Annotated in this window: 14 protein-coding genes; 12 read left to right on the top strand and 2 right to left on the bottom strand. The window is 71.5% G+C overall.

What is annotated here, in order from left to right; all coding sequences use genetic code 11:
• Positions 1-68: 68 nt before the first annotated feature.
• From AB2U05_RS11020 to AB2U05_RS10995, 6 genes are all read left to right on the top strand, one after another.
• Positions 69-986: an enhanced serine sensitivity protein SseB C-terminal domain-containing protein gene (locus AB2U05_RS11020; protein WP_078860424.1), complete on the top strand. Its 918-nt coding sequence runs from the start codon at positions 69-71 to the stop codon at positions 984-986.
• A 457-nt stretch (positions 987-1,443) separates the two neighbouring features.
• Positions 1,444-2,433 carry an ABC transporter permease gene (locus AB2U05_RS11015; protein ID WP_045700034.1) on the top strand — a complete coding sequence of 330 codons (990 nt, stop codon included), beginning with the start codon at positions 1,444-1,446 and terminating at the stop codon, positions 2,431-2,433.
• Between the two features lie 52 nt (positions 2,434-2,485).
• Complete coding sequence (locus tag AB2U05_RS11010) at positions 2,486-4,258, top strand: ABC transporter substrate-binding protein (RefSeq protein WP_045700033.1); 1,773 nt, start codon at positions 2,486-2,488, stop codon at positions 4,256-4,258.
• A gap of 114 nt (positions 4,259-4,372) precedes the next feature.
• A complete protein-coding gene (locus AB2U05_RS11005) occupies positions 4,373-5,383 on the top strand; it encodes an ABC transporter permease (protein WP_045700032.1) in 1,011 nt (336 codons plus the stop codon).
• Positions 5,380-6,468, top strand: coding sequence for an ABC transporter ATP-binding protein (locus tag AB2U05_RS11000; RefSeq protein ID WP_045700031.1), 1,089 nt, complete (start codon positions 5,380-5,382; stop codon positions 6,466-6,468). Before AB2U05_RS11005 ends, AB2U05_RS11000 begins: the two co-directional genes overlap by 4 nt.
• Before the next feature lie 64 nt (positions 6,469-6,532).
• Positions 6,533-7,588, top strand: coding sequence for an ABC transporter ATP-binding protein (locus AB2U05_RS10995; protein ID WP_045700030.1), 1,056 nt, complete (start codon positions 6,533-6,535; stop codon positions 7,586-7,588).
• 106 nt (positions 7,589-7,694) lie between these two features.
• Here AB2U05_RS10995 and AB2U05_RS10990 read toward each other — a convergent pair whose 3' ends face one another.
• A complete protein-coding gene (locus AB2U05_RS10990; RefSeq protein ID WP_369183115.1) occupies positions 7,695-9,101 on the bottom strand; it encodes an acyltransferase family protein in 1,407 nt (468 codons plus the stop codon).
• Between the two features lie 159 nt (positions 9,102-9,260).
• On the opposite strand from AB2U05_RS10990, the gene AB2U05_RS10985 reads away from it, so the two are divergent.
• On the top strand, positions 9,261-9,920 hold the full coding sequence (locus AB2U05_RS10985) for a trimeric intracellular cation channel family protein (RefSeq protein ID WP_045700029.1): 660 nt from the start codon (positions 9,261-9,263) through the stop codon (positions 9,918-9,920).
• Here the strand turns inward: AB2U05_RS10985 and AB2U05_RS10980 are convergent.
• Entirely contained in the window at positions 9,826-10,602 is a 777-nt protein-coding gene (locus AB2U05_RS10980; RefSeq protein WP_045700028.1) for an IclR family transcriptional regulator, read from the bottom strand. The genes AB2U05_RS10985 and AB2U05_RS10980 overlap by 95 nt on opposite strands.
• A gap of 229 nt (positions 10,603-10,831) precedes the next feature.
• Between AB2U05_RS10980 and AB2U05_RS10975 the strand changes: the two genes are divergently transcribed.
• The 5 genes from AB2U05_RS10975 to AB2U05_RS10955 are packed head-to-tail and all read left to right on the top strand — an operon-like array spanning position 10,832 to position 14,758.
• On the top strand, positions 10,832-12,013 hold the full coding sequence (locus AB2U05_RS10975; RefSeq protein WP_045700027.1) for a cysteine desulfurase family protein: 1,182 nt from the start codon (positions 10,832-10,834) through the stop codon (positions 12,011-12,013).
• A 49-nt stretch (positions 12,014-12,062) separates the two neighbouring features.
• Complete coding sequence (gene mnmA, locus AB2U05_RS10970) at positions 12,063-13,199, top strand: tRNA 2-thiouridine(34) synthase MnmA (RefSeq protein ID WP_208615518.1); 1,137 nt, start codon at positions 12,063-12,065, stop codon at positions 13,197-13,199.
• A 40-nt stretch (positions 13,200-13,239) separates the two neighbouring features.
• Positions 13,240-13,494, top strand: a complete 255-nt coding sequence (locus AB2U05_RS10965) for a hypothetical protein (RefSeq protein ID WP_369183114.1) — start codon at positions 13,240-13,242, stop codon at positions 13,492-13,494.
• A 36-nt stretch (positions 13,495-13,530) separates the two neighbouring features.
• On the top strand, positions 13,531-14,055 hold the full coding sequence (locus AB2U05_RS10960; protein WP_045700025.1) for a TIGR00730 family Rossman fold protein: 525 nt from the start codon (positions 13,531-13,533) through the stop codon (positions 14,053-14,055).
• A gap of 13 nt (positions 14,056-14,068) precedes the next feature.
• Entirely contained in the window at positions 14,069-14,758 is a 690-nt protein-coding gene (locus AB2U05_RS10955) for an SDR family oxidoreductase (RefSeq protein ID WP_045709674.1), read from the top strand.
• Position 14,759: the final 1 nt, after the last annotated feature.

The following is a 14,759-nucleotide window of genomic DNA, read 5'->3' as shown; positions in this document are numbered from 1 at the left end:
GCCATAGGGTGCGTGCAGACGGCTGACGGCCGGCGGGAAGAGCGAAAGAGGCGCGGCGAGGTGGGCGCATGAGTGCGGGAGCGGGAGCGGTGGGTGGACCGGGGCCCTGGGGCCAGGCGCCGACCGGGCGCCCCGGGGCGGACCCGGGTGCGCTGGAGCGCGCCCTGCGCGAGGTCGCGCCGGAACGCTACGACGCGTACGAGCAGTTGCTCCGCGCCCTGGCGGACGGCCAGGTGTGGATGCTGCTCTGGCACGGCACGCCGGGCAGCCCGGACGCCCAGTACGGGAACATGGAGATCAGCGGCCACGGCTACGCGCCGGCCGTCACCTCGGCCGAGCAGCTGACCGCCTCCGGCTGGGCGAGGGCCCACGAGGTCATCTCCGGTCGGGAGATCGCCGCCTCGCTGTACCGGACCCGCTGGGGCCTGTGGCTCAACCCGCACGCGCCGGGCGGCGGCGTCGGCGTGCCCTGGGCGGACCTGCGGCGGATCGCGGCGGGCCTGGACCGGCTGCCGGCCGGGCCGCTGAAGCTGAGCGAGCCGCAGGTGAACGCCGAGCAGTTCTTCGCGCTGCTGGCGCGGCAGGCGGGCGAGGTGCGCGCGGTGCGCGCGCTGCGCCGGGCCTGGGTGCAGCCGGCGGTGGGGGAGCCGTACCTGGCGATCGGGCTGGAGCTGTACGAGAGTTCGCCGCCGGCGGTGGAGGCGGTGCGCGCGCTGATGCAGCGGGCGATCGCGGTGGCCCCGGAGGGGCTGGCGGTGTCCACGGTGGCGATGGCGGACGAGTACGACCCGGTGGCGCTGTGGATGCGCGCCAACGCGCGGCCGTTCTTCGACCGGGAGGCGGGCCGCCCGCCGGCCGGGACGTACCACCCGCCGGCGCCGCCGTACCACGGGCAGCCCGGCTACTACGGCACGCAGCCGCCCGCGCCGGGCTGGACCGGGCAGCAGCCGCCGCCGGGGCAGTGGCCCGGATACCCGGGGCGCTGAATCACCAAACACGTTCGCACGAAGCCGACTTGATTTCGCATCAGGTCGGCTTCGGTGTTTTCCGGTCGAATTCGGGTCGATTGCCGTCCAGGCATCTTGACATGGCTGTTACAGCGGTGTGAAGAGGGATATGCCACCGAATCCCGTGGTGCATGCACGCAGATCACAGTTGGGCATCTGTCGGTTGTCAGGGCTGGCGCAAGCCAGTTCGGATGGCAGAGAGTTCTGCGCAACGCAAAGCGCGTACTGGTTACCCCACGAAGGTGAACGCGCACGCCGACCGCTCGATCCGCCGTGTGACGCCCATCCCGCACGGGGGAAGTAACTCGTGCACGACGCACCGCCGCGCACAACTGCCAAGCAACTCCTGCACCTCCGCACGTCCGCAGCCGCACCGCCGACCCCCGGCGTCCGGCGCCCGTGGGCCGGCCACCGTCGGCGAGGGGATCTACTGACCATGACCGCACCCATCACTACCGCCGGGAACGAGCCGGAGGCACCGGCCTCCCCGAGCCCGGCCAAGACGATCGAGGGCCGTTCCCTCGGCCGGATCGCCTGGACCCGTTTCAAGCGGGACAAGGCCGCCGTCGCCGGCGGCGTCGTGGTGATCCTGCTGATCCTGCTCGCCCTGCTGTCCCAGCCGATCGAGTCCCTGTTCGGGCTCGACCCCGACGCCTCGAACACGGACCTGCTGGACGCCGACCTCGGCGGCCTGCCGTTCGGCGACTGGGGCGGGATGAGCGGCGACCACCCGCTCGGCGTCGACCCCCTGCAGGGGCGTGACCTGCTCGCCCGCGTGATCGACGGCTCCTGGGTCTCCCTGCTGGTCGCCTTCGGCGCGACCCTCCTGTCCAACACCCTCGGCGCCGTGCTCGGCGTGATGGCCGGCTACTACGGCGGCTGGGTGGACACCCTGATCAGCCGGCTGATGGACGTCTTCCTGGCGTTCCCGCTGCTGCTGTTCGCCATCGCGATCTCCGCCTCGCTCCAGGGCGGCGCGTTCGGCCTGCACGGCCTCCCGCTGCACATCATGGTGCTGATCTTCGTGATCGGGTTCTTCAACTGGCCCTACATGGGCCGGATCGTGCGCGGACAGACCCTCTCGCTGCGCGAGCGGGAGTTCGTGCACGCGGCCCGCAGCCTCGGGGCCCGCGGCCCGTTCATCCTGTTCAAGGAGCTGCTGCCGAACCTGGTCGGTCCGATCCTGGTCTACTCGACCCTGCTGATCCCGACCAACATCCTCTTCGAGGCCGGTCTGAGCTTCCTCGGCGTCGGCATCCAGCCCCCGCAGTCCTCCTGGGGCGGCATGCTGGCCGACGCGAAGAACTACTACCAGGTGGACCCCCAGTACATGGTGGTGCCCGGCCTGGCGATCTTCATCACCGTGCTCGCGTTCAACCTGCTCGGCGACGGGCTGCGTGACGCCCTCGATCCCAAGAGCAACTGACTCTGCGTCAGGAACCTCCCTCCTCCACATCCTCAAGGGGTTGATCTCACCCATGCGTAGGTCCCGCACCCTCGCGCTGACCGCCGCGGCCGCCGCCGTGGTCATGGTCGTCACCGGCTGTTCGTCCAGCGCCAAGGGCGGCAGCGGCAAGTCCTCGGCCGGCGCCAACGACGCCAACGCCGGCGGCGCCAACGCGGCCGTCAAGAACATCGTCAACGCCTCGGACAAGAAGGGCGGGACGGTCACCTACGAGATGAAGGGCACCCCGGACTCCCTCGACCCGGGCAACACGTACTACGCCTACATCTACAACTTCTCGCGCCTGTACGGCCGTCCGCTGACCACCTTCAACCCGGCCGCGGGCGAGGACGGCAACAAGCTCGTCCCGGACCTCGCCGAGTCCCTGGGCCAGCCCAGCGCGGACGGCCTGACCTGGACGTACAAGCTGCGCGCCGGCCTGAAGTACGACGACGGCACCCCGATCACCTCCAAGGACGTCAAGTACGCCGTGGAGCGCTCGAACTTCGCGCCCGAGGTGAACTCCAACGGCCCGACGTACTTCCACGACCTGCTGGTCGACAACCCGGACAAGTACCAGGGCCCGTACAAGGACAAGTCCGGCGACCTGAAGTCGATCGAGACGCCGGACGACACGACGATCATCTTCCACCTGCAGCACCCGTTCGCGGACTTCGACTACCTGGTCAGCGCCCCGCAGACGGTGCCGGTCCCGCAGGCCAAGGACACCGGCGCCGACTACGTGAAGCACATCGCGGCCTCGGGCTCCTACAAGTTCGAGTCCTACGAGGACGGCAAGCAGGCCGTCCTGGTGCCGAACACCAACTGGGACAAGAGCACCGACCCGATCCGCAAGCAGCTCGCGGACAAGATCGTGCTCAAGATGAACATCGACCAGGCCACCATCGACAAGGACCTGCTGGCCGGCAACGCCCAGGTCGACCTGGTGGGCGGCGGCGTCGACCCGCAGACCCAGGCGCAGATCCTGCGCGACGACAAGCTCAAGGCCAAGACCGACAACGCCTACGGCGGCCGCCTGGTCTACATGGCGATCAACAGCAAGGTCGCGCCGTTCGACAACATCGAGTGCCGCAAGGCCGTCCAGTTCGCGATCGACAAGGTCGCGGTGCAGACCGCGCTCGGCGGCCCGATCCGCGGCCAGGTGGCCAACACCGTGCTCCCGCCGGACATCCCGGGCCACCAGGACTTCAACCTGTACGAGACCAAGGACAACAAGGGTGACGAGGCCAAGGCCAAGGACGCCCTGAAGGCCTGCGGCAAGGACAGCATCAGCACCGTCCTGTCCGCCCGCACCGAGCGTGCCACCGAGGTCGCTGCCGCCACCCAGATCCAGGCGCAGCTGAAGAAGGTCGGCATCAACGTCGAGATCCAGCAGTTCCCGCAGGGCAAGTACCTGACCGACTCGGCCGGCGCGCCGCAGTTCACCCAGGACCACAACATCGGCCTGATGATGATGCAGTGGGGCGCCGACTGGCCGACCGGCTACGGCTTCCTGCAGCAGATCGTCGACGGCCGGGCGATCAAGCCCTCCGGCAACAGCAACCTCGCCCAGCTGAACGACCCGGCGGTCAACAAGCTGCTCGACGACGCCGCGGTCAACCCCGACCGGGCCGCCCGCGAGAAGATCTACGGCGACATCGACAAGAAGGTCATGGAGTCCGCGACCTACGTCCCGCTGACCGACTTCAAGGTCTTCCTCTACCGCCCGGACAACGCGACCAACATCGCGTCCACCCCGGCCTTCTCGGGTGAGTACGACTACCTGAACATCGGCACCACCAAGTAAGAGCCCGAGCGAGAGCACGAGCGGCTCCGCATCCCTGAAGGCAGGTGAAGGCAGCGGCGCCCGCCGCCCGTCCGGAAGATCCCGGACGGCGGCGGGCGCCCGAGCCGCCCAACTGTGTTTGCCTACATCATTCGCAGGATCTTCGCGGCCGTCGTGCTGCTGCTGGTGGTCAGCGCGGTCACCTTCGCGATCTTCTTCCTGCTCCCGCGCTTCGCCGGCGAGACCACCGACCAGCTGGCCGCCCAGTACATCGGGAAGAACCCGTCCCCCGAGGCGATCGCGGCGGTCAAGTCGAACCTCGGCCTCGACCAGCCGCTGTACACCCAGTACTGGAACTTCCTGAAGGCCCTGGTCAGCGGCGCCGAGTACAAGTTCGGCCCGGAACCGGCCACCTGCCACGTGCCCTGCTTCGGCTACTCCTTCAAGAACCACCTCGAGGTCTGGCCCGAGATGACCAGCCGGATCCCGGTCACCATCTCGCTCGCCATCGGCGCGGCGGTGCTCTGGCTGGTCTCCGGTGTCACCACCGGCGTGATCTCCGCCCTCAAGCCGCGGTCGATCTTCGACCGGCTCTCCATGGGCGTCGCCCTGGCCGGCGTCTCGCTGCCGGTCTTCTTCACCGGCGCCCTGCTGCTGACGCTGTTCAGCTACGAGTGGCCGATCCTGGACAACCTCGAGTACGTCGACTTCACCGACGACCCGCTGATGTGGGCCCGCAACCTGATCCTGCCGTGGGTCTCGCTGGCCTTCCTCTACTCCGCGCTCTACGCCCGGCTCACCCGCGCCGGAATGCTGGAGACCATGAGCGAGGACTACATCCGCACCGCCCGGGCCAAGGGCCTGGCCGAGCGCAAGGTCGTCGTCAAGCACGGGCTGCGCTCCGCGCTCACGCCCATCATCACCATCTTCGGCATGGACCTCGGCCTGCTGCTCGGCGGTGCGCTCATCACCGAGCAGGTGTTCTCGCTCAAGGGCGTCGGCCAGTTCGCCGTCCAGGCGATCTCCGACAACGACCTGCCCAAGATCCTCGGCGTCACCCTGCTCGCCGCCTTCTTCATCGTCGTCTGCAACCTCGTGGTCGACCTCCTGTACGCGCTCGTCGACCCCCGGGTGAGGCTCTCGTGACCGACCTCAACAAGACCGCGGCGGACGCCGTGCAGGACGCCCCCCGGAACCCGGCCCCGGCCGGCGACCCGTTCCTCTCCGTCCGCGACCTGCGCGTCCACTTCGACACCGACGACGGCCTGGTCCGCTCGGTCGACGGCGTCAGCTTCGACCTGCACAAGGGCCGCACCCTCGGCATCGTCGGCGAGTCCGGCTCCGGCAAGTCCGTCACCTCGCTCGCCATCATGGGCCTGCACCGCAGCAAGCGGGCCGGCATCACCGGCGAGATCCGGCTCGACGGCGAGGACCTGATCGCGGCCGGCCCCGACCGGGTGCGCCAACTGCGCGGCCGGGAACTGGCGATGATCTTCCAGGACCCGCTGACCGCGATGCACCCCTACTACACGGTGGGGCAGCAGATCGTCGAGGCGTACCGGGTGCACCACCCCCAGGCCTCCAAGAAGCAGGCCCGCGCCCGCGCCGTCGAGATGCTCGACCGGGTCGGCATCCCGCAGCCCGACCGCCGGGTGGACGACTACCCGCACCAGTTCTCCGGCGGCATGCGCCAGCGCGCCATGATCGCCATGGCGCTGGTCAACGACCCCTCGCTGCTGATCGCCGACGAGCCCACCACCGCCCTCGACGTCACCGTCCAGGCCCAGATCCTGGACCTGATCCGCGACCTCCAGGCCGAGTTCGGCTCCGCCGTCATCATCATCACGCACGACCTCGGCGTCGTCGCCGAGCTCGCCGACGACATCCTGGTCATGTACGGCGGCAAGTGCATCGAGCGCGGCCCCGCCGAGACCCTCTTCGACGCGCCCGAACACCCCTACACCTGGGGTCTGCTGGGCTCCATGCCGCGCCTCGACCGGGAGCTGCAGGAACGGCTCGTCCCGGTCAAGGGCACCCCGCCCAGCCTGATCAACGTGCCGAGCGGCTGCGCCTTCCACCCGCGCTGCCCGTACGCCGACCTGACCGGCGGGCGCTCCAGCAGCGAGCTGCCGGTGCTGACCGAGGCCGCCCCCGGGCACCACGCGGCCTGCCACCTCCCGGTGGCCGAACGGCACCGCATCTTCGCCGAAGAGATCGCGCCCCGGCTGTGAGCCCGGCCTCTGTGAGGACGGCCTCCGCGAGCCCGGCCTCGTACCACCATTCTGGAGAGAACCGATGACGGACACTCAGGCGACAGAGGCGGCGGCGATCCCGTCGTCCACGCCCGCCGACGTGCGCGAGCCGCTGCTGAAGGTGACCGGCCTGACCCGGCACTTCCCGATCAAGGGCGGGCTGCTGCGGCGCCAGACCGGCGCCGTCCGGGCCGTCGACGGCATCGACTTCACCGTCAACGCCGGCGAGACCCTGGGCGTCGTCGGCGAGTCCGGCTGCGGCAAGTCGACGATGGGCCGGCTCGTCACCCGGCTCGACGAGCCCACCGGCGGGAAGATCGAGTTCGAGGGCACCGACATCACCCACCTGGGCGTCGGCGCGATGCGGCCGCTGCGCCGCGACATCCAGATGATCTTCCAGGACCCGTACTCCTCGCTGAACCCGCGGCACACCGTCGGCACCATCGTCGGCGCGCCCTTCAAGCTGCAGGACGCGGTCCCGGAGGGCGGGCTCAAGAAGGCCGTCCAGGACCTGCTGGAGCTGTGCGGGCTCAGCCCCGAGCACTACAACCGGTACCCGCACGAGTTCTCCGGCGGCCAGCGCCAGCGCATCGGCATCGCCCGGGCGCTCGCCCTGCGGCCCAAGATGATCGTCGCGGACGAGCCGGTCTCGGCGCTCGACGTCTCGATCCAGGCCCAGGTCGTCAACCTGCTCGACGACCTCCAGCGGGAGCTCGGTCTGACCTACCTGATCATCGCGCACGACCTCTCGGTGGTCCGGCACGTCTCGGACCGGGTGGCGGTGATGTACCTCGGCAAGGTCGTCGAGATCGCCGACCGCGACTCGCTCTACAGCGGCCCGATGCACCCGTACACCAACGCCCTGATGTCCGCGGTGCCGGTCCCCGACCCGCGCCGCCGCCAGCAGGGCGGCCGCGAGCGGATCCTGCTCAAGGGCGACGTCCCCTCGCCGATCAACCCGCCCAGCGGCTGCCGCTTCCGCACCCGGTGCTGGAAGGCGCAGGACGTCTGCGCCGCGCAGGAGCCGCCGCTGGCGACGCTGAAGACGGGGCACCAGGTGGCGTGCCACTTCCCCGAGCGGAGCGAGGGGAACGAGTAGCACAGCCCGGAGAACCCGGCTGACGCGGCGAGCCGAGCGTCGTCGAGCGAAAGGAGTCCGCCCGCCCCCGGCAGCCGGGGGCGGGCGGACTCCTTTCGTCCGGGCGTCAGCTGCCGGTGCCGGACAGCGCCTTCTCGGGCTCGATCGGCGCCGCCTGGGCGACCACCGTGCCGGCGGCCGGCCGCTCGCCGGCGACGGGCGGCGGGGTGAAGCCCGCCGGGAAGCGGCGGTTCAGCGCCTTGACGGCCTTGCGGCCCAGGTTCTGGAACGGGATCTCGACCAGCCGGTAGGCGATCCAGCTGATCAGCAGCAGCGCGCCCATGAAGGCGGCGAACTGGATGCTCCGGTCCTTCCAGGTGACGATCGGCGCGTGCCCCTGCAGCATCCAGTTCATGCCGTGGATCAGCGGGTTGTGCAGCAGGTAGACGGAGAAGCTGATCGCGCCCAGCCAGCTGAGCCAGCGCGGCCAGCGGCGCTTGCGCAGCAGCATGCCGATCGCGAACACCGCCCAGGCGGCGAGGTAGGCGTACGAGAACGACGTCCACGAGCCGCCGGTGAAGGTCCGCCCCATGGCCGCGCCGCGGTTGTAGAGGTAGCCGACCGTGAAGCCGGAGGCGGCCACGAAGACGCAGGTGAGGATGGCGGGGAGCCGGTCGATCTGGCCGTGCTCCAGCCGGTAGAGGACGGTCCCCGCGAACATCGTCGCGAAGATCATCATGGTCTCGAAGCCGGCGGCCCGGCTGTTCAGCAGGATCAGCGCCAGCCCGAGGCCGCCGAGCATCAGCCCGCCCCAGCGGGTCAGGTCGAAGCGGCCGCTGAAGATGCACGCCATCGCCATGACGACGACCAGGGCGGCCGCGGCGACCAGGTGCCGGGTCGAGGCCAGGTCGGTGGAGATGGTGCCGAGGGCCAGCCAGCTGCCGAGCACCAGGGCGAAGCCCGCGAAGCCGATCGCGATGGGCGCGCTCTTGCGGTGCCACCCCATGACGAACAGGGCCGTCACGAAGTAGTAGAAGATCATCTCGTAGGTGAGCGTCCACATCACCCCGATGATGTTCGGAACGCCCATCATGTCCTGCAGCATCAGGCCGTTGGCCACGGAGGACAGCAGCGGGTGGTCGAAGGCGAAGCCCTGGACCACCGCGTACGGGCGGGGCAGGATCAGCAGGCTGCCGACCACGGTCAGGACGGCCACCGGGAGGATCCGGAAGTACCGGCCCGCCCAGAAGCCGCGGACGTCACCGCGCCGCTCCAGCGAGGCCGGGATGATGTACCCGCTGACCAGGAAGAACAGCATCACGCCGAACACCCCGGGGTCCGCGTAGCCGGGGACCTTGGTGCCGTGGGGTATCCAGTAGAACGGCAGCGCGAGGTGGTACACCGCGACCGAGAGGGCGGCTATGCCGCGCAGCGCGTCGAGCCAGGCGAGTCTCGACGGGGCGGGGGACGGGGGAGCGCCGTCGACGGCCTGGCCGCCGGTGCGTCGCCTGGATGCGCGTTCGATCAGCTTCACAGGCGGAGGCTAGCCGAAACGGTGGGGCAGGGGTCGTTCGGGGGAGATGGAATGTCCGGAGCGGGCGGCTTCTCCACCGGACCGTGACCATCCGGCCGGGCGGAGCGGGCGGTTCCGCTCGTGCCGGAGGAGGTCTCCGCTCGGGTCATAGTTGTCTCCGTGACCTCGCAGATCTTCCCCACCGACGTGCAGCAGTCCCTGGACCTCGCCGGCATCTTCGTCTTCGCCCTCTCCGGGGGCCTGCTCGCCGTCCGCAAGAACATGGACATCTTCGGCATCTGCGTCCTGGCCGAGGTCACCGCGCTCGGCGGCGGAGTGATGCGCGACCTGGTCATCGGGGCCACCCCGGTCGCCGCCTTCACCAACCTCGGGTACTTCGTCACCCCGCTCGCCGCCGCGCTCGTGGTGTTCTTCCTGCACCCCGAGGTCGAGCGGATCAACCGGGCCGTGCAGACCCTCGACGCGCTCGGCCTCGGCCTGTTCTGCGTCACGGGCACCGCCAAGGCCCACGACTACGGGCTCGGCGCCGTCGCCGCCATCGCCCTCGGCATGGTGACCGCCGCCGGCGGCGGCGTGATCCGCGACGTGCTGGCCGGGGAGATCCCCGCGCTGCTGCGCTGGGACCGCGAGATCTACGCCGTCCCCGCGCTGGTCGGCTCCGGCCTGGTCGCCCTCCTCATCGGCGCGGACCGCCTCACCGGCGCCACCGGCACCGCCGCCGCGCTCACCGCCTTCGTGCTGCGGATGCTCGCCCTGAAGTACGGCTGGCGCGCCCCGCGGGCCTGGCACCGCAACGGTTCTCGCACCAGCGAGGAGTAGGCGAGCCGCCGTACGCCAGCGAGATCGCCTCCGCCGTGCACAGCAGCTCCGGCACCATTCGGGCCAGTTCGGCCGGCGGCACCTGGCTCGCCGGGGCGCTCAGCGCGCACGCCGCCACCGTCCGGCCGCCGCTGCCGGCCACCGGCGCCGCCACGCACGTCACCGGCTCCCGGTGCTCGGCCGACTCCGCCGCCCAGCCGCGCCGGCGCACCGCCGCCAGCTCCGGCGGCAGCCCGTCCACGCGCTCCCCGTCCTCCGGCAGCCCCGCCAGCAGCACCCGGCCGACCGCCGTCCCGGTCACCGGCGCCCGGCGCCCGATCCGGGGCGGCCGCGCGGCGTGCTGCCCGGCCACCTCGTCCACGTACAGCACCTCGCCGTCGTGCAGCACCGCCAACTGGACGGTGAAGCCGCAGCGGGCGTTCAGCGCCGCCAGGTACGGCGCGGCCACCTGCCGGACGTCGATCTCCTCCAGCGCCCGGTGCGCCAGCGACAGCACCCGGCCGCCCAGCCGGTAGCGCAGGTCCGGCTCGCGGCGGGCGAAGCCGTGCTCCTCCAGGTCGCGCAGCAGCCGCAGCGCGGTGGACTTGTGCACGCCCAGGCGGGTGGCGGCCTGCTCCAGCGACAGCGGGCCGTCGCCGAGCGCGGCGAGCAGGGTCAGCGCGCGGTCGACCGACTGCGACATGGCGGCCCCCCGGGGTGGTCTCGTCTGGTGCTCGTCTGATGCTCGTCCGGTGCTCGCCGATCCGGTGCTCGTCGATCCGGTGCGAAGCGTTCGTCAGGCTAGCCGCTCGGTGGCGCGGTGGTGCAAACCGGACCCGGAGCCCCATGTCCGGCACCGGGCCCGGCCGGTGGCCGGATAGCTGCGTAGGCGACGGCGGTTGCTTGCGGCCGCCCTCTACAATCGGATGGTTATGCCATACCTGGACCATGCGGCGACCACGCCGATGCTGCCCGAGGCGATCGCCGCGATGACGGCGCACCTGGGGGTGGTCGGCAACGCCTCGTCCCTGCACGCGGCCGGCCGCCGGGCCCGCCGGGTGGTCGAGGAGTCCCGCGAGTCGCTGGCCGAGTCGCTCGGCGCCCGCCCCAGCGAGATCGTCCTCACCGGCGGCGGCACCGAGTCCGACAACCTGGCCGTCAAGGGCCTGTACTGGGCCCGCCGCGGCGCCGACCCGGCCCGCACCCGGGTGCTGTGCAGCCCCGTCGAGCACCACGCGGTGCTGGACGCCGTCCACTGGCTCGCCGAGCACGAGGGCGCCGACGTCGAGTACCTGCCGGTGGACCCCCTGGGCCGGGTGCACCCCGAAGCCCTGCGCGCCGCGATCGAACGGGACCCGTCCTCCGTCGCCCTGGTCACCGTGATGTGGGCCAACAACGAGGTCGGCACCGTCCAGCCCGTCCGCGAACTCGCCGCCGTCGCTGCCGAGTTCGGCATCCCGATGCACGCCGACGCGGTGCAGGCGCTCGGTCAGGTCCCGGTCTCCTTCGCCGAGTCCGGCCTCACCGCGCTCACCGTCACCGGCCACAAGATCGGCGGGCCCTTCGGCATCGGCGCCCTGCTGCTCACCCGCGGCGCCACGCCCGTCCCGCTGCTCCACGGCGGCGGACAGGAGCGCGACGTCCGCTCCGGGACCCTGGACGCCCCCGCCGCCGCCGGCTTCGCCGCCGCCGCGGCCGTCGCCGTCGAACACCGGGAGGAGCACGCCGTCCTGCTCGGCGGACTGCGCGACGAGCTCGTCGCCGGCGTGCTCGCCGCCGTCCCCGACGCCGTCCTGAACGGCGACCCGGCCGCCGGGGGCCGGCTCCCCGCCAACGCCCACTTCTCCTTCCCCGGCTGCGAGGGCGACGCCCTGCTGATGCTGCTCGACGCGGCCGGCATCGAGTGCTCCACCGGCTCCGCCTGCTCCGCCGGGGTGCCGCAGCCCAGCCACGTGCTGCTCGCGATGGGCGTCGACCCGCTGCTGGCGCGCTCGGCGCTGCGGTTCTCGCTCGGGCACACCTCGGTGCGGGAGGACGTGACGGCGCTCACGGACGCCATCGGGCCGGCCGTGCAGCGGGCCCGCAATGCGGGGCTGGCCTCGGTCCGGCGGTGACTCTCCGGCTGTCGGGCATGTTCGGGCGCCCCGTACCCTTGTAGTCACCATGACTGACTTCCCGGGCGCCCCGACCACCCCGTCCACCGGCCGACTGCGCGTGCTCGCGGCCATGTCCGGCGGTGTCGACTCCGCCGTCGCCGCCGCCCGCGCCGTCGAAGCCGGCCACGAGGTGACCGGCGTCCACCTGGCGCTCTCCGCCAACCCGCAGTCCTTCCGCACCGGCGCCCGCGGCTGCTGCACCATCGAGGACTCCCGCGACGCCTGGCGGGCGGCCGACGTCATCGGCATCCCGTTCTACGTCTGGGACCTCGCCGAGCGCTTCCGCGAGGACGTCATCGACGACTTCGTCGCCGAGTACGCCGCCGGCCGCACGCCCAACCCGTGCCTGCGCTGCAACGAGAAGATCAAGTTCGCGGCCCTGCTCGACAAGGCGATCGCGCTCGGCTTCGACGCCGTCTGCACCGGCCACTACGCCCGCATCGTCGACCTGCCGGACGGCTCGCGGGAGCTGCACCGGGCCGTCGACGGCGCCAAGGACCAGTCGTACGTCCTCGGCGTGCTGGACGCGGACCAGCTCGCCCACTCCCTCTTCCCGCTCGGCGACACCACCAAGGACGCCATCCGGGCCGAGGCCGAGCAGCGCGGCCTCGCGGTGGCCAAGAAGCCCGACAGCCACGACATCTGCTTCATCGCGGACGGCGACACCCAGGGCTTCCTCGCCCGGCACCTCGGTACGGCCACCGGCGACATCCTCGACGTCGACGGCACCAAGCTCGGCGAGCACGACGGCGCCTACGGCTTCACCATCGGCCAGCGCAAGGGCCTGCGCATCGGCCGCCCGGCGGCGGACGGCAAGCCGCGCTACGTGCTCGACATCTCCCCGGTGAACAACACCGTGACGGTCGGCCCGGTCGAAGGCCTCGACGTCGTCGGGCTCACCGCCATCCGCCCCCGCTGGTGCGGCACCGAGCCCCTCGTCGACGGCCGCTACACCGCCCAACTCCGCGCCCACGGCGAGGAGGTGCCGGTGACGGCCGCGGTCGTCGACGGCGAACTGCGGGTGCGGCTCGACACCCCCGCCCGCGGCATCGCCCCCGGCCAGGCCGTGGTCCTGTACGACGGCACCCGCGTCGTCGGCTCGGCCACCATCGCCACGACCGAACGGCCCGCCCTTCAGGCCTAGGCTCCGGGGGCAGTGGGAAACCGCATCCGAAGGGGACGGCATGACCTTCTACGAGCAGCACCGCGACTTCATCGAGGAGCTGGAGCGGATCGCCCCGGACGGCGTCCGGATCGAGTGGTCCGGAGACACGCTGATCGTGCAGGCGTCGCCGTCCAACATCCACCAGCTCAACGTGGCGCAGGTGCGCCGGCAGTTCGAGCAGCCGGAAGTTCGGGGACGCGATCACCGTCCCGGAGCCGTTCGGCTTCAGCCTGGGCCTGTCCGAGCTCGTGCCGTACCCGGATTAAGGGGATGAGTGGGGGCGGCCGGGCGTGATAGACCAGTCAGCACTATGAACATCTGCGTCTTCTGCTCCGCGTACTCGCTCGACGACCGCTACACCGCCCCCGCCGCCGAGTTCGCGCGGCTGCTGGGTGAGGGCGGGCACACGCTGGTGTGGGGCGGGTCTGACGCCGGGCTGATGGGGCTGCTGGCCGACAACGTCAAGGCGGCGGGCGGGAAGCTCGTCGGGGTGATGGTCGAGATGCTGCGGCACAAGGCGTACGCCGGGGCGGACGAGCTGGTGTGGACGGCCGATCTCGCGGAGCGCAAGGCCGAGCTGGCGGGCCGGGCGGACGCGATCGTGGTGCTCGTGGGCGGGCTCGGGACGCTGGACGAGGTCACCGAGGTGCTGGAGCTGAAGAAGCACGGGATGTTCGACAAGCCGGTCGTCGTCCTCGACACCGAGGGGTTCTACGACGGCATGCGCACCCAGCTGGAGCGGATGGACGCCGAGGGCTTCCTGCCGAAGCCGCTCGCCGAGCTGGTCACCTTCGCCGACACGCCCGCCGAGGTGTTCGAGCAGCTCAAGGCCTGAGAGGATCGGGGCCATGGCTGCACATCTGATCACGGGCGCGGGCTCCGGCATCGGCGCCGTCCTGGCGGAGCGACTGGCCGAGCGCGGCGACGAACTGTGGCTGCTCGCCCGGGACGCGCGGCGGGCCGCCGAGCTGCGCGAGCGGTTCCCCGGCGCGCGGACCCTGGTCGGCGACCTGGGCGACCCGGCGAAGCTGTCCTGGGCGTTCGGGCACCAGCAGCCGCCCGTCGAGCTGGACTCGCTGCTGCACGTCGCCGGCGTGGTCGAGCTGGGCCGGGTCGGCGAACTGCCGGTCAAGGCCTGGCAGGAGCAGCTGAACGTCAACCTGGTCGCCCCCGCCGAGCTGACCCGGCTGCTGCTGCCCTCGCTGCGCCTGGTCAAGGGCCACGTGGTGTTCGTCAACTCGGGCGCCGGCCTGCACGCGCACGCCGAGTGGTCGGCCTACGCCGCCAGCAAGCACGGTCTGCGCGCCCTCGCCGACTCGCTGCGCCAGGAGGAGCACGCGAACGGCGTCCGGGTCACCTCCGTCTACCCGGGCCGCACCGCCACCGCGATGCAGGTGAAGGTGCACCAGCAGGAGGGCAAGGCGTACGACGCCGACCGCTGGATCGACCCGGAGTCCGTCGCGAAGGCGGTCCTCGCCGCGCTGGACGCCTCGCGGGACGCGGAGATCACCGACATCACCGTCCGCCCGGGGCGCTGAC

It is taken from the genome of Streptomyces sp. Y1 (genome assembly GCF_041053115.1).
GTDB classification, from domain to species: domain Bacteria; phylum Actinomycetota; class Actinomycetes; order Streptomycetales; family Streptomycetaceae; genus Kitasatospora; species Kitasatospora rubellomurina.
The sequence above is the reverse complement of the archived record's forward strand: the minus strand, read 5'-3'. Positions and strand labels throughout refer to the sequence as shown.